The sequence below is a fragment of the Kribbella sp. VKM Ac-2566 genome (genome assembly GCF_004366005.1).
GTDB lineage: Bacteria > Actinomycetota > Actinomycetes > Propionibacteriales > Kribbellaceae > Kribbella > Kribbella pratensis.
The window spans coordinates 581,099-600,216 of record NZ_SODT01000009.1; the positions used below are offsets into that span (position 1 = coordinate 581,099).

Below are 19,118 nucleotides of genomic sequence, written 5' to 3' on the forward strand. Positions count from 1 at the left end.
GCCGGCGTCGTCAGTTCGTCGACAGAGAAAGCGCTGTCCAGCTGATCGCCGGTAGCGTAATCGTCAGTTTGCCGTCGACGAGCCGGGCGTCGGCCGGTTGGGGGCTGACGCGGTCCGGGTGGGCCGCGGTGTTCGTCGCCAGCCCGTCCTCGTCGTGCACGATCACCGCCTCGTCGACGGTCGTCACCCCGCTGCGGCTGACATCGACCGTGACCTCGATCGGACCGTCGGTCGACCGGTTGACCGCGAAGACCGCGAGCTTGCCGTCGTCGTACGTCGCGACCGCGTCGACAGCGGACACCTCGCCGTACTTCGCCGTGGTCACCACGGGCGAATCGGTCTCGACGCGGAGCACCTGGCCGGCCGCGAGCCGGGACGTGATCGCGAACGGGTGGAACGTCGGCTGCCGCCAGGACGCGCCGCCGGGCTCGGTCATGATCGGTGCGATCACGTTCGCGAGCTGCGCGAGACAGGCCACACCGACCCGGTCGCTGTGCCGCAGCAACGAGATCAGAAGGTTGCCGACCACCACCGCATCGGTGACGTTGTACTCGTCCTCGATCCGTCGCGGCGCCACCTCCCACTGATCGCCCGGTCCGTCGGTACGGCGGGAGCGTTCGCCGTACCAGACGTTCCACTCGTCGAACGAGATGCCGATCTTCTTGCTGCTCTTGAGCTCCGCTCCGACGTGGTCGGCGGTCGCCACCACGGACTCGATGAAGTGGTCCATGTCCACCGCGGACGCCAGGAACGAGGCGGTGTCACCGTCGTCGTTGCCGTAGTACGCGTGGCACGAGATGTACTCGACGAACTCGTACGTCTCCCGCAGTACGTCGCGCTCCCAGGTCCCGAACAGCGGCATCTTCGACGACGACGAGCCGCACGCGACCAGCTGCAGGTCCCGGTCGATCATCCGCATCGCCCGGGCGGTCTCCGCCGCGAGCCGCCCGTACTCCGTCGGGGTCTTGTGCCCGACCTGCCACGGGCCGTCCATTTCGTTGCCGAGGCACCACAACTTGATCCCGTACGGCGACGCGCCGTGCTGCTCGCGCAGGTCGGACAACGTCGTACCGCCCGGATGGTTCGTGTACTCGAGCAGTTCGAGCGCCTCCTGGACACCGCGGGTCCCGAGGTTGATCGCCATCATCGGCTCGACGCCGGCCTTGGCACACCAGCGGCTGAACTCGTCCAGCCCGAACTCGTTCGTCTCGACACTGTGCCAGGCGAGGTCGAGACGCCGGGGCCGGTCGGCGCGCGGGCCGACGCCGTCCTCCCAGCGGTAATTGGAAACGAAGTTTCCGCCGGGATAGCGGACCACGGAAACACCCAGCTCACGGGTCAGTTCCAGGACGTCCTTACGGAAACCGTCCTCGTCGGCGGTCGCGTGGCCGGGCTCGTAGATACCGGTGTAGACGCACCGGCCCATGTGCTCGACGAAGGTTCCGAAGGTTCGGCGATTCACCGGCGCGATCGTGAACGCGGGATCGATGGTCAGATTGGCAGCGGGCACCAGGTTGCTCCTGTCGTGTGGCTAGCCCTTGATTCCCGCGTCACCCACACCGCGGACGACGTGGCGCTGGAACAAGGCGTAGACGATCAGCAAGGGAAGGCCGCCCAGCACGGCGGAGGCCATGATCTGGGCGTAGCGCAGGCCGTACGAGCCCTGCACGTTGGCGAGGCCGACCGGGATCGTCATCATTGACGGGTCGGTGGTCACGATGAAGGGCCAGAGGAAGTTGTTCCAGGCCCCGATGAAGGTGAAGATGCCGACGGCAACGAGGATCGGCCGCGACATCGGCACCATCACGCTCCAGACGATCCGCCGGCGGGACGCGCCGTCGACCCGGGCGGCGTCCTCGTAGTCGCGGGAGATACCGTCGAAGAACTTCTTCAGTACGAACACCATCACCGGCGCGACCACCTGCGGCAGCACCATGCCCCAGTACGTGTCGACCAGGCCGAGCCCGGTCATCTCCTGGAACAACGGCACGATCAGCACCTGCGGCGGCACCAGGATGCCGGCGATGATCAGGCCGAACAGCACCTTGCGCCCCGGGAACTTGGTCCGGGAGAAGCCGTACGCCGCCAGCACCGACACGACCAGCGTCAGCGTCGTCACGAGGACCGACACGATCGTGCTGTTGAAGAACCAGCGGATCAGGTCGCCCTGGTCGATCACGCTCCGGTAGGCGTCGGCGGTCGGCGCTTCCGGCAACCAGGTGATCGGAGCGCGGGTGGTCTCCGGCTCCGGCTTGAGTGAGGTGTCGAGGGCCCAGAGCAACGGAACGAGCCAGACGACGGCCAGGATCACCGCCCCGACGGCGCTCGCAGCTTTCGGGAAGGTCCAGCGCACTGGACGGCTGGGTTTGGTGGCCGCAGGCAACGTAGCGGTTGTCATTCCGCCTCCCCTCGGCCTGAGAACAGTCTGAATTGGGCGACTGCGACGATCACGATGATCGCGAAGAACAGGTACGAGATCGCGGACGCGTAGCCGATCCGATAGCTGGTGAAGCCGGATTCGTAGATGTACTGGATGATCGGCCGGGTCGCGTAGTTCGGGCCGCCGTTGGTCATCAGGTAGATCTGGTCGAAGATCTTCAGCGACGCCACCAACTGCAGTACGACGATCAGCCCGGTGGTGCGGCTCAGCAACGGCAGCGTGATCCGGAACAGTTGCTGCCGGCCGTTCGCTCCGTCGATCTGGGCCGCCTCGTACACCTGGGCCGGAATCCCTTGCAGGGCGGCCAGATAGAGCAGGAAGTTGAACCCGACCGTCCACCAGACGGTCGTGATCACCACGGCGAGCATCGCCCGGTTCTCGGTGTTCAGCCAGTCGATCTCGGCGAACCCGCCGGCCGTCAGCAGGCCGTTCACCAGGCCGAACCCGGGCTGGTAGATCCACACCCAGATCAGCGTCACGACGGTAGCCGGCAGGACGAACGGAGCGAAGTACGAGAACCGCAACAGCCAGCCGAGCAAGCCTTTACGGTTGGCGAGCAGCGCCATGATGAGCGCGATGATCACCAGCGGTGGCGTACTCATCGCGGTGAAGACGAGGGTGTTCTTGAGCGACGACCAGACGGCCGGGTCGCCGAACAGGTCCTGCCAGTTCTGCAGGCCGAGGAACTCCTGCTTGACGCCGGCAAGGCTGGTGTTGAAGAAGCTGTTCCACAGGCCGGAGACGATCGGCCAGAGCATGAACAGCACGAACAGCAGCAGGAACGGAGCCACGAAGAACAGCCCGCCCCAGCGTTCCTTCCAGGGCTGTCCGGTCCCCGCCTTCGCCGCGGTCGGCGACGTACCGGGGGTGACGCGCGATGGTGTTTCTACGGCCATGACCGACCTCCTTAAACCGGTGACGGGGTGTCGAGGAGCTTCTGGGTGGCGGCCTTGAACTGCGCGAGCGCGGCCTTCGGCGTCGCCTGACCGGAGAAGACGCCGCTGAACGCCGCGGCGGCCTCGTTCTGCAGTTGCGCACCGGATCCGCTGAACCAGGCGTCCGGGTCGAACAGCACGTCCGGCGCGACGCTGCGGTACTCCGCTTGCGGCTTGAGGTTCAGGTACTCCTGACTCTTCGCCACGGGCTGGTATGCCGGAACGTGGCCACCGGCCGCCCATTCCGCGCTGTGCTTGAGCATCCAGGCGATGTACTCGACCGTCGCCTTCGTGTCGTCCTTGTTCCGGTTGCTCTGGTGCGGCAGCACGAACGTGTGCGCGTCACCGGCGTACTTCGGTACGTCGTACACGACCGGGAACGGCGCCATACTGAACGGCATCTTCGCGGTCTGGTACGTCGTGACTTCCCACTCCCCGTTGAAACTCAGGCCGGCCTCACCGTTGCTGAACTGCGCAACCAGGGCCGAGTAGTTGGACGACCGCGGCGTGAGCCCGTCGGCGGCGAGTTTCGCCATCAGGCTCAGGGCTTCCAGCGCCTTGGCGTCGTCGAGGATCAGCCGCGTGCCGGTCTCGTCGAAGAACTTTCCTTCGAGCTGTCCGTACAGCGTCCACCAGAGCCGCCAAGGGTTGGTGGTCTCGACCGAAGCGCCGAACTTGCCGGTCACGTCCTTGACCGCCTTCAGCATGTCGAAGAACGCGTCGACGCCTTTGACGGTCTTGATCTTGCCGTCCGCACCGAGGAGCCCGGCCTTCTTGCAGATCTCCGTGTTGTAGTAGAGGACGAACGGATGCGTGTCGAGCGGTACGGCGTACAGCTTGCCGTCGACGATCGCGCGGTTCCAGGACGTCGGCAGGAAGTCCGACTCGGTGACGCCGGCATCGGCGAGCAGGTCCACCGGGATCGGGTCGAGCATCGTCGTCGGGCTGAAACCCTTCAGCCGGGACAGGTGCAGGGTCGCCACCTCGGGCGCCCGGCCACCGGCCGCCGACATCGCGAGCTTGGTGTAGAACGGCGGTCCCCAGGCGAGCGTGTGCGCCTCGAACGCGACGTCCGGGTGCTCGGCGACGTACTGCTGGTGGATCTGCAGCAGGCGGGCACCGTCGCCGCCGCCGAACAGGTTCCACTCGCGGACTTTGGGCTTGGAGCCGAGGGTGCCGCAACCGGTGAGGGCGAGAGCGCCGAGCAGGCCACCAAGTACTGCTCGACGCCCGGGACGGAACAGGGCGGGGTCAGGGGGCATCTGTCCTCCAGGCGGAATGGAGCACCGATTTACATCGGTGTACTACATCGGTGTAGAAGATCGCACGGGCCGTCTGGAGCCGTCAAGACCTCAGGGCTGCGTTAGTGGAGACCTAGCGTCGATTCGCGGGTGTGCAGCTCGTAGCGGGCGGCGATCTCCTCGTGGTCGGAGTCGTCGCCGGCCATCCGCCGGACCAGCAGGTCGACGGCCTTCTTCGCGATCTCCGTGCGCCCCGGATCGACCGTGGTCAGGCTCGGCGTGCTGTAACTGGCCTCGTCGATGTTGTCGAAACCCGCCACCGCGACGTCGTCCGGGACCCGGATGCCGTGTTGGGCGAGCACCCGCAGCGCGCCGAGCGCGAGGGTGTCGTTCAACCCGAGGAGGGCGTCGAACTGCAGGCCCGACGCGAGTAGTCGCTCGGTGGCCTCGGCTCCGGTCGAGCGGTGCCAGCGGCCGGCCGGAAACGCCAGCTCCTCCGGTACCGGCAGGCCGTTCGCGGCGAGGGTTTCGGCATACGCGCCGTACCGGATGGCCGCGGTGCCGACCTTCTCGCCGGGGTGGACGCCGAGGACCGCGATCCGCCGGCGTCCGAGGGTCAGCAGGTGCTCGACCACGGCCTTCGTGGCGGGGACGTTGTCGATCATCACGTGATCGACCGGGCTGTGGAAGATGCGCTCGCCGAGCAGCACCATCGGCGTGTTCACCTTCAGCTGATCGATGTCGTCCTGCCCGAGTCCGAGCGGGCTGTACAGCAGGCCGTCCACGAGGTGGCCGCGGGGCCGGTGCAGGACGGTCAGCTCGCGGTCGCGGTCCGCGCCGGTCTGCTCGATCATCACGGTCAGGCCGTGCTCGTCGGCCGCCTCGATCACCTGGTCGGCGAGTTCACCGAAGTACGGCAGGCTGAGCTCCGGGACGGCCAGCCCGATGACGCCGGTCCGGCCGGACTTGAGGTGCCGGGCGGAGAGGTTCATCCGGTAGCCGAGGGCATCGATCGCGGCGAGCACCTTGGTCCGGGTCTCCTCGCGGATGTACGGGTACCCGTTCATCACGTTCGAGACCGTCTTCGGGGACACGCCGGCCTTGCGCGCCACATCGCGCATCGTCACCGCCATGGCGTCATCCCCATCATGAGCAGCCACGGTAATGCACCGGACCGGGACACGCTGCCGGTTGCAAATGACATGAGTGAGTCATATGAATGAATCATGTCCGAAGCGAACATCTGGGCCGCCTGGACCCTGCACAGCCATGACGCGCTGACAGCTGCCGTGGACCGGGTGACACCGCCGGGACTCGGGCCGCGCGACCTCGCCGCGCTGACGCTGCTCGGCAGTCACGAAGGGTGTTCGGCCGATTGGTTGTTCGCCCGGATCGGCCTCACGCAGTCCGGCACCGTCCGGCTGATCGATCGCCTCGAAAGCCTTGGGTACGTCGACCGCGCGCGCCGCGGGCGGGTGCTCGCGCTCGGACTGACCGAGGCGGGGCGCGGTCTGCTCGCGGCCTGGACCGCCGCGCGGGATGCGGCGAGTGAAGAGGTGCTCGGCGCACTGGCGCCGGCCGAACGGCGGCAGTTGAACGAGCTGCTCTCGACGGCATTGCGCCGTACCTCGCGGGCTCGCGATGCCGCGGACGTGACGTGCCGCTTCTGTGACTGGCCGGCCTGCGCGGCGTGTCCGGTGGACCAATCGGTGGGTGGATCGCCATGAACCGCCCGGGCCCGGTCGCCGGGTTGGCCGTCGCGTGGACGCTGGCGTCGACCGCGGACAACTTCGTGATGTTCGTCCTGCTGTGGATCGCGGGACCCCAGGGCTGGTCCGGAGCAGAGACGGCCCTGCTGGTCGTCGCCGCGAGGGTGCCGACGGTTGCCGGCGGCCTGATCGGCGGCCGGGCGGTGGATCGGTTCGGGCCGGTGCCGATGCTGATCGTCGACGCGCTCGCTCGAGCGGGGCTGATGGGTGCCTTGGCCGTTGCCGGATGGGGTCAGCACCCGTCGATCTGGGTGGTGCTCGGTCTTTGCGCCGCCGCCGGTACGACGCCTCCGCTGGCCTACTCGGCTTCGCGGACGCTGGTGCCGCGGTTGGTCGACGACGAGTTCCTGCCGCGGGCCAACGCCTGGCTCGGCATCGGCGATCAGCTGCCGATGGTTCTCGGTGCCTTGCTGGCGGGCCCGGCGCTCGGTCTGCTCGGTCCGGGCCGGGCGTTCCTGGTGCCGTTCGTGATGATGCTCGTCGTGGCCGCCATCGCCGTACGCCTGCCACGCCGCCGTACGGCCGGTCCGCGGCGGGTCTCCTCGTCGCGCACCGGTTGGGCCTCCGGGCCGGTGGTCGGCCTGATCGCGCTGTCGGCCGTGTACTACTTCACGTACGGGCCGTTCGAGAGCGTGCTGCCGCATTTCACTCGGCAACAGCTGGGCAGCGACGTGGCGGGTTACACCGTCCTGTGGGTGGTGTTCGGGGTCGCTGCGTTGTCGACGGTGCCACTGGCGTCGTGGCTCGGGCAGCGACGGCCGGGGTTGGTGAATGCGGTCGGCGCGCTGGTGTGGGGACTCGTCACGCTGCCGGTCGTCGCGGTTCAGAGTCTCCCGCCGGCGGTGGCGATCTTCGCGATGTCGGGAGCGGTGTGGGGCCCGTACTCCGCGATCGAGACGACCGCGCTGCAACGGTGGGCCGATCCCGCGGGACACGGGTCGATGTTCGGGACGCAGCGCGCCCTCCTCGCGATCGCTTCACCGCTCGGCGCGGCGGCAGGGGCGCTGGCGGTCGATCACGCGAGTCCGGCGAGCATTCTCGCCGTCTCGGCGCTGAGCTGCAGTGTGGCCGGCGCAGTGGCCGCGTGGCCACTGCGCCGGGATCGGTCCGTCTCTCCAGGCAGGCAAGTAGTCAGCGGTCGGACAGGGCGCGGCGGCGCTGGGTGATGTCGACGAGGGACTGAGGTTGCCAGGCGGCGTCCGCGCGGTACACGTCGGTGCCGGGCGGGACGATCTCGTCGATCCGGTCGAGGGTCTTGTCGTCGAGCGTCAGGTCCGCGGCGGTGATCAGGCCCTCGAGTTGCTCCATCGTGCGCGGACCGGAGATCACCGACGTGACCGCCGGATGCGTGGTGACGAAAGCCATCGCCAGCTGAGGCAACGTCGTACCGATGCCGTCGGCAACTTCCACGAGTTGCTCGACGGCGTCGTACTTCGCCGCGTTCGCGGGCAGCGCCGGGTCGAAGCGGTCGGGCGCCAGCGCGGCCCGGGCGGACAGGTCGAGCGGCTGGTTCTTGCGGACCTTCCCGGACAGGAATCCGAAGGCGAGCGGGCTGTACGTCAGCACGCCCATCCCCAGCCGCCGGCAGGTCGGCAGCACGGAGCGTTCGATGCCGCGGGCCATCATCGAGTACGGCGGCTGGTTCGTCCGGAACCGCCCGTACCCGCGCCGGTCGGCGACGTGGTACGCCTCGACGATGTCCTCCGCCGGGAACGCCGAGCAGCCGAACGCGCGGATCTTGCCCGCACTGACCAGGTCACTCAGGACCCACAGCGTCTCCTCGATGTCGGTGGTGTGGTCCGGCCGGTGGATCTGATAGAGGTCGATCCAGTCCGTGCCGAGCCGGCGCAGGCTGTCCTCGACCGCCCGGGTGATCCAGCGCCGCGAGTTCCCGCTCCGGTTCCGGCCCTCGGTGAACGGGAAGTGCACCTTGGTCGCGAGGACGACGTCGTCGCGGCGGTCCTTCAGCGCCTTGCCGACGATCGTCTCGGACTCGCCCGCGGAGTACATGTCCGCGGTGTCGACGAAGTTGATCCCCTGGTCCAGGGCGGCGTGGATGATCCGGACGCACTCGTCGTGATCCGGATTCCCGACCGCCCCGAACATCATCGCCCCGAGACAGTGCGTACTGACCTCGATCCCGGTCCCACCCAGCATCCGATAACGCATGAACAGCTCCTCTGTAGTCGCTGCCCTGCACGCTAGAAGCTAGAGCGCTCTCTAGGTCAACCCCGCACTTTGAGCCCCCACCAATCAAATCGGGGCCCCGAAAACGGTTGGTGAGGGCTCAAGGTGGAGTCCGTAGGGTGGGGGAATGGACATTGCGGAGCTTTGGGATGCGGAGCCGGGGTGGTTGAACACTGCGTCGTACGGGCTGCCGCCGCGGCCGGCGTGGGAGGCCTTGCAGGCTGCGCTTGCTGATTGGCGGGTCGGCGCGACCAGTTGGGAGCCGTGGGACGCGTCGACGACGCGGACCCGGGAATCGTTCGCGCGGCTGGTCGGGGCGGCGGCGGAAACGTGTTCGTCGGCAGCACGGTGTCCGCGGCGCTGGCGCCCGTCGCGGCCGCGTTGCCGGACGGTGCGAAGGTGCTGACCGACGACGTCGAGTTCACGTCGAACGTGTTCCCGTGGCAGGTGCACGCAGACCGTGGCGTCGAGGTGATCGCCGTACCGGGTGACGAGGTGGTCGCCGCGATCACGCCGGGAATCGATCTGGTCGCGGTGAGTGCGGTGCAGTCGTCGACCGGTGCCGTCCTGGACCTCCCCGCGGTAGTTGCCGCCAGCAAGCAGATCGATGCGCTCGTGGTGATCGACGCGACCCAGGCGGTCGGCTGGCATCCGATCACGGTCGACGGTGTCGACGCGCTGATCGCGCACAGCTACAAGTGGTTGATGTCACCGCGCGGCGCGACGCTCGGGTACCTCTCGCCGCGGTTGCAGGAGCGCTGCCGGCCGTCGGCAGCGGGCTGGTACGCCGCACGCGACATCCACGGGTCGTACTACGGGCCGGTGATGGAGCTCGATCCGGCCGCGCGGAGGTTCGACCAGTCGCCGGCCTGGTTCAGCTTCGTCGGCGCGGCGCCGGCGCTCGAGCTGATCGAGGAGATCGGCATCGAGACGATCAACCGGCACAACCTCGCGCTCGCGAACGAGTTCCGTGCCGGGCTCGGGCTCGCGCCGTCGAACAGTGCGATCGTCAGCACGAGCCTGCCCGGGGCGCAGGAGGCGTTCGCGTCGGCCGGGATCCGGGCCGCCGTACGGGACGGGAAGCTGCGCGCGTCGTTCCACATCTACTCGACGCAGGACGACGTACAGCGGGCTCTGTCCGCGCTGAAGCCTTTGATCCGGGGTTAAGGTGCCGACATGGGTGGACTGAGCATCGGGCAGGTCGCGGAGCGGACCGGGTTGAGCGTGCACGCGCTGCGGTTCTACGAGCGTGAGGGCCTGCTGGCAGACCCGGTACGGCGGGAGTCGAACGGCCGGCGCGTCTACACCGAGGAGGACGTCGACTGGCTGAACATGTGCATCAAGTTCCGCTCGTCCGGCATGCCGCTCGACACCATCCGCAAGTACACGGACCTGGTCCGGCAGGGGGCCGGCAACGAGGCGGACCGGCTGGCCCTGCTCAAGAGCCATCAGGACCATGTGCGCGCGCAGATCGAGGAACTCAACGAGTGCCTCAACGTGATCACCTGGAAGGTCGACATCTACCAGGAACATGTGAACGCCGGCACCGCCGACTGCCTGTGGGTCACGCCGTCCACACAGACAGCCAGCGAGGCGTCCTGATCACCTGATCGCCGACTCCATGGCTGCGAGCGTGGACCGCATGTTCGCCGCCAGCTGGTCGAGCCGGCCGTGGATGGACTCAGCTGCGCGGTCCGGATCCTGTACGACGCCCAGACGCATCCCGCTGACGCCTGGGCCGTGCGTGAAGGTCTGCCGCACCAGAGTCTCGGCGCCGCGGTCCTCCAGTTCGTACTCCCAGTGTGCGAACGGGACCGATTCGTCGCCGTACACGTCCCAGCCGAAGCGCTTCTGCTCCTCAAAGACGGTGACCGTGCAGGTCACGTACGTCTCGAACCCGTCCGGGAATCGGTTCCGCGCCTCGAAGCGGACATCTTTCTCGAGCCAAGCGCCGTAGACGCACTCCGGGCTCCACTCGCCGTACCGCTCGATCGCGGTGATGCCGGACCAGACCTCGTGGACCGGCAGCTTGATCAGTACCTCGACGCCGGTGGTCGCACCGGTCACTCCGTAGTCGTTCATGCCCGGTACGTCGTACGCACCTCAGCCGACTCGACATTTACGCGTTCCGGGTGGCTGTACAGGTTCAGGTTGCCGTTGCGGATGAAGCCGGCGAGGGTCAGGCCGGACTCGGCGGCGAGGTCGATGGCGAGTGAACTGGGGGCGGAGACCGCGCCGAGGATCGGGATGCCGGCCATCACCGCCTTCTGGGCGAGCTCGAACGAGGTCCGGCCGGACACGATCAGGATCAGTCCCCGGGCGGGAATCCGCCCGTTGAGCAAGGCCCAGCCGACGACCTTGTCGACCGCGTTGTGGCGGCCCACGTCCTCGCGGACGACGAGCAGTTCGCCGGTCGGGGTGAACAGACCGGCCGCATGCAGGCCGCCGGTGCGGTCGAAGACCTGCTGCCGGGCGCGGAGTGCGTCGGGGAGCGTCGCGAGTACGTCGTACCTGATGGTGACGTCGTCGGCGGCCGGGGAGTGACGGGTCTTGGTACGGACCGCGTCCAGGGACGCCTTGCCGCAGACGCCGCAGGACGAGGTGGTGTAGAAGTTGCGCTCGACTCCGGTGACGGGCGCGGGTACGCCGGGCGCGAGGCCGAGGTCGAGGACGTTGTAGGTGTTGCGGCCCTCGTCGTCGCGGGAGTCGCAGTACCGCGCGTCACGGATGTCGTCGGCGTTTCCGATCACGCCCTCGGTGTGCAGGAAACCGTGTGCGAGTTCGACGTCGTGGCCCGGCGTACGCATTGTCACGGCCAGCGGCTTCCCGTCGACCCGCAACTCGAGCGGCTCCTCGACCGCGATCGAGTCGGGCCGGGATCGGCTGCCGGCCGGGGTGACGCGCACCACCGGCCGCCGCGCGATCAACCGCCCCATGGCCGGGATCCGGGGTCGAGGGGGAGGAGGCGGGCGGCGATGGCTTCGGCGGGGCCGGGAGCTACTACGGCCAGGGCGTCGGCGGTGGCAGGGCCGCGGAGCATGGCGGCGCCGCCGTGGCCGACGGGTACGGCGCCTTGCGCGGTGAGGCGAACCGGGACCAGTCGAGTGCTGGTGGGATGGCAGGGGATCCCGCCGGGGACTGCGATGTTGGTGAGCTCGGGCAGCGGGAGGCCACGCATCCTGGCGATGGCTGCGACGCCCAGCGTCAGGAACGCGACGAGGGCGGCGAACGGGTTGCCGGGGAGGCCGACTACGAGGCGTCCGTCCGGCAGCTGTGCGAGCGCTTGTGGATGCCCGGGGCGGCAGGCCACTCCGTCGACGATCAGGTCGGCACCCAGCGCCTTGAGGGCCGGCCGGAGGTGATCGGCCGGCCCAGAGGCGGAAGAGCCGGAGACGAGGACCAGATCGGCTTCGGTTTCCCGCAGCGCGCTCAGCAACTGATCAAGCGAGTCCGGCAGATGCCGCACCGACGCGACCGGCTTGGCGCCGGAGCGTGTGATGAGGCCGGGGAGCATGGGGCCGATGGCGTCGCGGACCCGGCCAGGGGTCGAGTGCCCTTGGCGGACCAGTTCGTCGCCGGTGATCAGGGCGGCGACCGTGGGTGGGGAGATGACCGTGAGACGGTTCAGGCCGACGGTTGCCGCGAGGCCGAGAACGGCTGGGTCGATGACAACTCCGGCCCGCAGCAGCTGGTCGCCGGGGCGGCATTCCTCGCCCGCGCGCCGGATGTGCCGCCCGTCCTCGGACGGTCCGTCCAGCCGGTCACCCGTCACCACAGCGTCTTCCGACCGCACTACGGACGTCGCCCCGGCCGGCACCGCCGCACCGGTGACGATCCCGGTCGCCTGACCGTCCGCCAGCTCACCCGGATCCGCGGTCCCGGCCTTCACCTGCCCGACCACGCACCACGGCCCGGAGCCACGTACGGCGTACCCGTCCATCGCCGCCCGATCCACCGGCGGCACCGCAACCGGCGACACCAGCGGCGTGGCCAGTACGCACCCGTCAGCCTCGTCCAATGCGCGCCGTACGACGGCTCCCGGCCGCGCCACAGCATGAGCCAAGGCCCGAGCCACGTCCCACGGCACCACGTCCCGCCGTGGCCGACGTTCAGCAGTTGTACGCCCAGGCCCGTCCTCCACAGGCCCACCCTCTCCGACCCGCCCCCGCTTGTCGAACCGATCCCGCACGCCGGACGGTATCCCCGCCTTGGTCGCGCCGGACTGAGTCATGCGGGGGCCTGGAGCTGCTGGGCGGCGAGCGCCGCGGCCGGGTCGAGGTCGGTGGCTCCGGAGGCGACGTGCGCGATCAGCGCCTGCTTCATCCGGGGGTCCCACACGGCGTTCATGTGGTTCGCGATCGCGGTGGCGGCGTCCGCGGGCGGACGGTGCGCGAACTGGACCGCGATCTCGTTCGCCAGCCGCACGTACGGCGGTACGCCGCCGCTCATCGATTGCCGCCGGCAACGACAGGCTCCCGGGTGGACTCGTCGGCGACCGGCTCCGGGATCAGATCGACCTGGACCGCGGTCACCTTGTACTCGGGGCAGTTGGTGGCCCAGTCGGAGTTCTCCGTGGTGACCACGTTCGCGCCGCTGACCGGATGGTGGAACGTGGTGTAGCAGACGCCCACCGGCATCCGGTCCGAGATGGTCGCACGCAGCTCGGTCCGCCCGACCCGGCTCGACAACGCCACCGTGTCCCCGTCCGTGATACCGCGCACCTCGGCGTCGTGCGGATGGATCTCCAGCACGTCCTCGGCATGCCACGCGACGTTCGCCGTACGCCGGGTCTGCGCCCCCACGTTGTACTGCGACAGGATCCGCCCGGTCGTCAGGATCAACGGGAACTTCCGCGTCGACCGCTCCGACGTCGGCACGTACACGGTCTCCATGAACCGGCCCTTGCCGCGGGTGAACTCGTCCTCGTGCATGATCGGCGTACCCGACGGATGCTCGAGGTTGCACGGCCACTGGATCGACCCGAGCTCGTCGAGCTTGCCGAACGACACCCCCATGAACGTCGGCGTCGTCAGCGCGATCTCGTCCATGATCTGCGCCGCCGAGTCGTAGTGCATCGGGTACCCCATCGCCTGCGCGATCTCGCAGATGATCTCCCACTCCTGCTTCCCGGTCCGCGGCGCCATGATCGGCCGCACCCGGTTGATCCGCCGTTCCGCGTTCGTGAACGTGCCGTCCTTCTCCAGGAACGATGTCCCGGGCAACAACACGTGCGCGAACTTGGCCGTCTCGTTGACGAACAGGTCCTGGACGACGAGCAACTCGAGTGCACCCAGTGCCGCGAACACGTGCTGCGTGTTCGGATCGGACTGCGCGATGTCCTCGCCCTGTACGAACAGCGCCTTGAACGAGCCCTCGATCGCCGCGTCGAACATGTTCGGGATCCGCAGCCCGGGCTCGTCGAGGATCGGCGTACCCCACAACTTCTCGTAGATGTCGCGGACGTCCTCGTTCGACACGTGCCGGTACCCGGGCAGCTCGTGCGGGAACGAACCCATGTCGCACGAGCCCTGCACGTTGTTCTGCCCGCGCATCGGGTTCACCCCGACGCCCGGCCGGCCGATGTTGCCGGTCGCCATCGCGAGGTTCGCCATCCCCATCACCATGGTCGAGCCCTGGCTGTGCTCGGTGACGCCGAGACCGTAGTAGATCGCGGCGTTCCCGCCGGTCGCGTACAGCCGGGCCGCTTCGCGGATCTTCTCCGCCGGTACGCCGGCGATCCCGGCGACCGCCTCCGGGCTGTGCTCGGGCTGCGCGATGAACGTCTCCCAGGCCTCGAAGTCCTCACACCGGCTCGCGACGAACTCGCGATCGACGAGACCCTCGGTCACCACGACGTGCGCGAGTGCGTTGATGATCGCGACGTTCGTCCCCGGGCTGAGCTCGAGGTGGTACGCCGCCTCGATGTGCGGCGACCGGACCAGGTCGATCCGTCGCGGGTCGATGACGATCAGCTTGGCGCCCTGCCGGATCCGCCGCTTCATCCGGGAGGCGAACACCGGGTGCGCGTCGGTCGGGTTCGACCCGATCACCAGGATCACGTCGGACTCGTCGACAGAACGGAAATCCTGCGTTCCGGCGGATTCCCCGAAGGTCTGCTTCAACCCGTACCCGGTCGGCGAGTGGCAGACCCGCGCGCAGGTGTCGACGTTGTTGTTTCCGAAAACCGCGCGGACCATTTTCTGGACCGCGTACACCTCCTCGTTGGTGGTCCGCGACGAGGTGATCGCGCCGATCGAGCCCTGCCCGTGCGCGGCCTGGATCTCCCGGAGCCGGCTCGCCGTGAACGAGATCGCGTCTTCCCAGGAAACTTTCCGCCACGGTTCCGAAATCGTGTTCCGCACCATCGGCTCCAGCACCCGGTCCGGGTGCGAGGCGTAGCCGAACGCGAACCGGCCCTTCACGCACGAGTGCCCCTCGTTCGCGCCGCCGTTCTTGTAGGGCACCATCCGGACCAGCTCGTCACCACGGAGCTCGGCCTTGAACGAGCACCCGACCCCGCAGTACGCGCAGGTCGTCAGCACGGTCCGGGTCGGCATCCCGAGCTCGACCACCGACTTCTCCTGCAACGTCGCGGTCGGACAGGCCTGCACGCACGCGCCGCAGGACACACAGTCCGACTCGAAGAACGACACCCCGGCACCGGCCGCGACCTTGGAATCGAACCCACGCCCCTCGATCGTCAGCGCCAGCGTTCCCTGTACTTCGTCACACGCGCGGACACACCGCGAGCACGCGATGCACTTGGACGCCTCGAAGTCGAAGTACGGATTGGAGGAATCGGTCGGCAGGTCCATGTGGTTGGCACCGGCCTCCACGCCGGAGCCGTAGCGGACCTCGCGAAGTCCGGTCACGCCGGCCATGTCCTGCAGTTCGCAGTCACCGTTCGCGGAGCAAGTCAGGCAGTCGAGCGGGTGGTCGGAGATGTACAGCTCCATCACGCCACGGCGCAGCTTCCCGAGCCGCTCGTTCTGCGTCCGGACGACCATGCCGTCCCGGCACGGCGTCGTACAGGAAGCCGGCGTACCTTTCACGCCGTCGATCTCCACCACGCACAGCCGGCACGACCCGAACGCCTCCAGGTTGTCGGTCGCGCAGAGCTTCGGTACGTCGACGCCCGCCTCCTTCGCCGCCCGCATGACCGACGTACCGGGTGGCACCTTGACGGGAACGCCGTCGACGGTCAGCTCGATCGTTGCCGCACCGGCGCGTGCCGGCGTCCCGAGGTCAGGCTCTTTCAACAGAGTCATGCGTGGAAGTCCTCTCCGAAATGGCGGACGGCGCTGCGTACTGGCATCGGGGTGAGGCCGCCCATGGCGCAGAGCGAGCCGTCGGTCATGAGTTCGCACAGGTCCTCGAGAACGACCAGATTCTTTGCGCGGTCGGTGCCGGAAACGATCCGGTCGATGGTCTCGACGCCGCGGACCGCGCCGACCCGGCACGGTGTGCACTTGCCGCACGACTCGGCGGCGCAGAACTCGAACGCGAACCGCGCCATCGCCGCCATGTCCACGGTCTCGTCGAACACCACGATCCCGCCGTGCCCGACCATCGCGCCGGCTGCCGCGAACGCCTCGTAGTCCATCGGCAGGTCGAACTGCTCGACCGGCAGATAGGCACCGAGCGGCCCGCCGACCTGGACCGCCCGCACCGGCCGTCCGGACGACGTACCGCCGCCGAGGTCGTTCACCAGTTCGCCGAGCGTGATCCCGAACGCGGTCTCCACGATCCCGCCGCGGGCGACGTTCCCGCCGAGCTGGAAGACGCTGGTGCCTCGTGAGCGTCCGGTGCCGTGCGCTGTGTAGTGTGCGGCGCCGTCCGCGAGGATGATCGGCACCGTTGCCAACGACAACACGTTGTTGACGACGGTCGGGAGCCCGAAAAGCCCTTCCAGGGCAGGGATCGGGGGTTTCGCGCGGACCATGCCGCGCTTGCCCTCCAGGCTCTCGAGCATCGAGGTCTCTTCGCCGCAGATGTACGCACCCGCGCCGACCCGGACATGCAGGTCGAAGCCGAACCCTGAGCCGAGAATGTCCGGCCCCAACCAGCCCTCGTCACGCGCTCGCTCGATCGCGTCCTTGAGGGTCGCGACCGCGTCCGGGTACTCCGAGCGCAGATAGACATACCCCTCTGCGGCGCCGACGGCGTACGCCGCGATCGTCATTCCCTCGATCAGGGTGAACGGGTCACCCTCGATCAGCATCCGGTCCGCGTACGTCCCGGAGTCGCCCTCGTCCGCGTTGCAGCACACGAACTTGAGATCCGACTCGGCGCCGAGCACGGTCCGCCACTTGATTCCGGTCGGGAACCCGGCCCCACCACGTCCCCGCAGACCCGAGTCCACGACGGTCTCGACCACGTCGGCCGGCGGCATCGCTAGCGCTGCTAGCAATCCGCGCGTCCCGCCGTGCGCCACGTAGTCCGCGGTCGACAACGGGTCAACCACACCCACTCGCTGAAAGGTCAATCGCTGCTGCCGCTTCATCCACGACAACTCCTCCACAAGCCCGAGAGAGTCGCCGCCACCGGACAACATGCCGGAGGCGATCAGCCCATCCACATCCTCCGGCGCCACAGGCCCGTACCCCACCCGCCCCGCGGCCGTCTCCACCTCCACCAACGGCTCCAGCCACAACATCCCGCGAGACCCGGTGCGGACAACCTCAACTCCAGCCGCCGACACCGCGATCCGCTCCGCGACCTCATCCGCTCCGACGGAACGGGCCGCGGAGTCGCGCGGTACGTACACGCGGGGGACTCCCCGAGTTGGAAGGTCGGACGCCGGTGTTGTCATCGGGCCTCCCCGAGGAGCGCGTTCAGGCGGGTGGTGGTGACCCGCCCGTGGAGTTTGCCGGCGACTTGGACTGCGGGACCCAGGGCGCAGTTGCCGAAGCAGTAGATCTCTTCGAGCGTGACGCGACCGTCGTACGTCGTCTCGCCGAACCCACAGCCGATCGTGCGTTTCGCGTGCTCGGCGAGCTCGACCGCGCCGACCGAGCGGCACGCTTCCGCCTGGCAGATCGCGACGGTCGTGCGGCCCGCCGCAGTACGCCGGAAGTCCTTGTAGAACGTGACGACGCCGTGCACCTCGGCCACCGCGAGGTTCAGTACGTCGGCGATCACCGCGACATCGGGCTGGTCGACGTACCCGAACTCCTCCTGCACCGCGTGCAGGATCGGCATCAGCGCACCACGGAGACCGCGCAGTTCCTCGGCGATCTCCCGCACTCGCTGGGCACGCCCGGGAACCGGGACGGGGGCGGCGGCCACGACCTCACTCGTCATGTATACAACATTCCGTCGCCAATCCACCCTGGTCAAAGCAATGCTGCCTATGAGCTGATAGCCGGCACCTATCAACTCAGGCTGTGCGCCGGGCGATCGTGTGCAGTTCGACAGGTAGAGCACCAGCGAGACACCGTACGCACGACCACATTCCCGCTCAGGTGCACTACCCAGCCACCCGACACCTCCTGTCGAAATGCGCACCGGCAGCCGCATGTCCGGCGTGGGTGCGGGCGTTAGGTCAGGCAGTACGCCCCATCGCCGTGCGGATCAGGGTGTCGACGACCTCGGCGTACGACATGCCGGCCGCGGCCCACATTCGCGGGAACCGTGACGCCGGTGTGAAGCCGGGGAAGGCGTTGATCTCGTTGATGACCGGCTCGCCGTCGCGGGGGATGAAGAAGTCCACCCGGGCCAGCCCTGCGCAGCCGAGCGCCTCGAACACGTCGATCGCCGTACGCTGCAGTCGCACTGCGAGTTCGGGGTCGATGCGGGCCGGTACGACGAACCGCGTGCCGCTGCTGTCGTACTTCGCGGTCGCGTTGAAGAATTCGGGATCCGCATGGATCTCCAGCGCCGGCGCCGTCTCCACCCGCCCGTCCGGGAACTCCAGCACCGCGAGGTCGATCTCGCGACCGTCCATCTCGCGCTCGACCAGAACCCGCGGACCGAACGCGGTGGCTTCCGCGATCGCAGCCAGCAGGGTCGGCAGGTTCGTCGCGCGGGTCACACCCGAACTCGAGCCGCCGACCGCCGGCTTCACGAACAGTGGGAAGTCCAGGCCGGCCGCTTTCAGCTTCTGCAGCGTCGCTTCGGTGTCGGTCAGCTCGGTGCCGCGCAGCGTGACACCCGGCGTCACTGGGATCCCATGTGCTTTCAGGATTGCCTTGGTCAAGTGCTTGTCCAGTCCGACCGCGCCGGCGGCGATCCCGCTGCCGACGTACGGGATGTGCAGCTGTTCGAGAAAGCCCTGCAGGCGCCCGCCTTCGCCGTGCAACGCCGGGATCGTGACATCGCACGCCTGCAGGAGCTCGATCGCTTCGTGCTGCCCGTCCAGCCAGTTGCCCTCGGCATCGATCACCAGCGGGATCGCCATGTGGCCCAGTAGTTCGACGGCCTTCAGGATCCCCTTGCCACTGGCCAGCGACACGTCGCGCTCCGGACCCGCCCCACCCATCACCACCGCGACCTTCATACCCGTCATTGTTGTTTCTGGCAACGGTCGGGATCATCGGAGTGCGGG

18 protein-coding genes are annotated in these 19,118 nt (G+C 68.4%); 4 read left to right on the plus strand and 14 right to left on the minus strand.

Features of this window, described 5'->3' with window-relative positions; all coding sequences use genetic code 11:
- Positions 1-10: 10 nt before the first annotated feature.
- The 5 genes from EV647_RS14225 to EV647_RS14245 form a co-directional block, all read right to left on the minus strand.
- Positions 11-1,510: an alpha-N-arabinofuranosidase gene (locus tag EV647_RS14225; RefSeq protein WP_134002885.1), complete on the minus strand. Its 1,500-nt coding sequence runs from the start codon at positions 1,508-1,510 to the stop codon at positions 11-13.
- 21 nt (positions 1,511-1,531) lie between these two features.
- Positions 1,532-2,398 (minus strand): carbohydrate ABC transporter permease, encoded by an 867-nt coding sequence (locus EV647_RS14230; protein ID WP_134002887.1) that lies wholly within the window; start codon positions 2,396-2,398, stop codon positions 1,532-1,534.
- The gene (locus EV647_RS14235; protein WP_134002889.1) at positions 2,395-3,336 is read right to left on the minus strand and encodes a carbohydrate ABC transporter permease; all 942 of its coding nucleotides are present in this window, start codon (positions 3,334-3,336) and stop codon (positions 2,395-2,397) included. The genes EV647_RS14230 and EV647_RS14235 overlap by 4 nt, the downstream gene beginning before the upstream one ends.
- Before the next feature lie 11 nt (positions 3,337-3,347).
- Entirely contained in the window at positions 3,348-4,637 is a 1,290-nt protein-coding gene (locus EV647_RS14240; RefSeq protein WP_134002891.1) for an extracellular solute-binding protein, read from the minus strand.
- A 101-nt stretch (positions 4,638-4,738) separates the two neighbouring features.
- Positions 4,739-5,749 carry a LacI family DNA-binding transcriptional regulator gene (locus EV647_RS14245; protein WP_134002893.1) on the minus strand — a complete coding sequence of 337 codons (1,011 nt, stop codon included), beginning with the start codon at positions 5,747-5,749 and terminating at the stop codon, positions 4,739-4,741.
- A gap of 93 nt (positions 5,750-5,842) precedes the next feature.
- Between EV647_RS14245 and EV647_RS14250 the strand changes: the two genes are divergently transcribed.
- Complete coding sequence (locus EV647_RS14250; protein WP_134002895.1) at positions 5,843-6,343, plus strand: MarR family winged helix-turn-helix transcriptional regulator; 501 nt, start codon at positions 5,843-5,845, stop codon at positions 6,341-6,343.
- Positions 6,340-7,551 (plus strand): MFS transporter, encoded by a 1,212-nt coding sequence (locus EV647_RS14255; protein WP_134002897.1) that lies wholly within the window; start codon positions 6,340-6,342, stop codon positions 7,549-7,551. Before EV647_RS14250 ends, EV647_RS14255 begins: the two co-directional genes overlap by 4 nt.
- Here EV647_RS14255 and EV647_RS14260 read toward each other — a convergent pair.
- Positions 7,517-8,554, minus strand: a complete 1,038-nt coding sequence (locus EV647_RS14260; RefSeq protein ID WP_134002899.1) for an aldo/keto reductase — start codon at positions 8,552-8,554, stop codon at positions 7,517-7,519. The two genes, EV647_RS14255 and EV647_RS14260, sit on opposite strands and share 35 nt — an antisense overlap.
- A 282-nt stretch (positions 8,555-8,836) precedes the next feature.
- Here EV647_RS14260 and EV647_RS14265 point away from each other — a divergent pair, with 282 nt between their 5' ends.
- Together EV647_RS14265 and EV647_RS14270 are read left to right on the plus strand one after the other, a co-directional pair.
- Positions 8,837-9,739 carry an aminotransferase class V-fold PLP-dependent enzyme gene (locus EV647_RS14265; protein ID WP_238177203.1) on the plus strand — a complete coding sequence of 301 codons (903 nt, stop codon included), beginning with the start codon at positions 8,837-8,839 and terminating at the stop codon, positions 9,737-9,739.
- A gap of 9 nt (positions 9,740-9,748) precedes the next feature.
- Positions 9,749-10,174 (plus strand): MerR family transcriptional regulator, encoded by a 426-nt coding sequence (locus EV647_RS14270; protein ID WP_134002901.1) that lies wholly within the window; start codon positions 9,749-9,751, stop codon positions 10,172-10,174.
- Here the strand turns inward: EV647_RS14270 and EV647_RS14275 are convergent, their stop codons facing one another.
- From EV647_RS14275 to EV647_RS14310, 8 genes are all read right to left on the minus strand, one after another.
- A complete protein-coding gene (locus tag EV647_RS14275; protein WP_134002903.1) occupies positions 10,175-10,654 on the minus strand; it encodes an SRPBCC family protein in 480 nt (159 codons plus the stop codon). It lies immediately after the preceding gene.
- The gene (gene fdhD, locus EV647_RS14280; RefSeq protein WP_134002905.1) at positions 10,651-11,508 is read right to left on the minus strand and encodes a formate dehydrogenase accessory sulfurtransferase FdhD; all 858 of its coding nucleotides are present in this window, start codon (positions 11,506-11,508) and stop codon (positions 10,651-10,653) included. The genes EV647_RS14275 and fdhD overlap by 4 nt, the downstream gene beginning before the upstream one ends.
- On the minus strand, positions 11,496-12,803 hold the full coding sequence (locus EV647_RS14285) for a molybdopterin molybdotransferase MoeA (protein ID WP_134002907.1): 1,308 nt from the start codon (positions 12,801-12,803) through the stop codon (positions 11,496-11,498). Before EV647_RS14285 ends, fdhD begins: the two co-directional genes overlap by 13 nt.
- The gene (locus EV647_RS14290; RefSeq protein ID WP_134002909.1) at positions 12,800-13,021 is read right to left on the minus strand and encodes a formate dehydrogenase subunit delta; all 222 of its coding nucleotides are present in this window, start codon (positions 13,019-13,021) and stop codon (positions 12,800-12,802) included. Before EV647_RS14290 ends, EV647_RS14285 begins: the two co-directional genes overlap by 4 nt.
- Complete coding sequence (gene fdhF, locus EV647_RS14295) at positions 13,018-15,840, minus strand: formate dehydrogenase subunit alpha (protein WP_134002911.1); 2,823 nt, start codon at positions 15,838-15,840, stop codon at positions 13,018-13,020. The genes EV647_RS14290 and fdhF overlap by 4 nt, the downstream gene beginning before the upstream one ends.
- The gene (locus EV647_RS14300; RefSeq protein WP_134002913.1) at positions 15,837-17,384 is read right to left on the minus strand and encodes an NADH-quinone oxidoreductase subunit NuoF; all 1,548 of its coding nucleotides are present in this window, start codon (positions 17,382-17,384) and stop codon (positions 15,837-15,839) included. Before EV647_RS14300 ends, fdhF begins: the two co-directional genes overlap by 4 nt.
- Positions 17,381-17,875: an NAD(P)H-dependent oxidoreductase subunit E gene (locus EV647_RS14305; RefSeq protein ID WP_166679959.1), complete on the minus strand. Its 495-nt coding sequence runs from the start codon at positions 17,873-17,875 to the stop codon at positions 17,381-17,383. The genes EV647_RS14300 and EV647_RS14305 overlap by 4 nt, the downstream gene beginning before the upstream one ends.
- A 241-nt stretch (positions 17,876-18,116) precedes the next feature.
- Positions 18,117-19,070 carry a D-alanine--D-alanine ligase family protein gene (locus tag EV647_RS14310; protein WP_166680323.1) on the minus strand — a complete coding sequence of 318 codons (954 nt, stop codon included), beginning with the start codon at positions 19,068-19,070 and terminating at the stop codon, positions 18,117-18,119.
- Between the last annotated feature and the right edge of the window lie 48 nt (positions 19,071-19,118).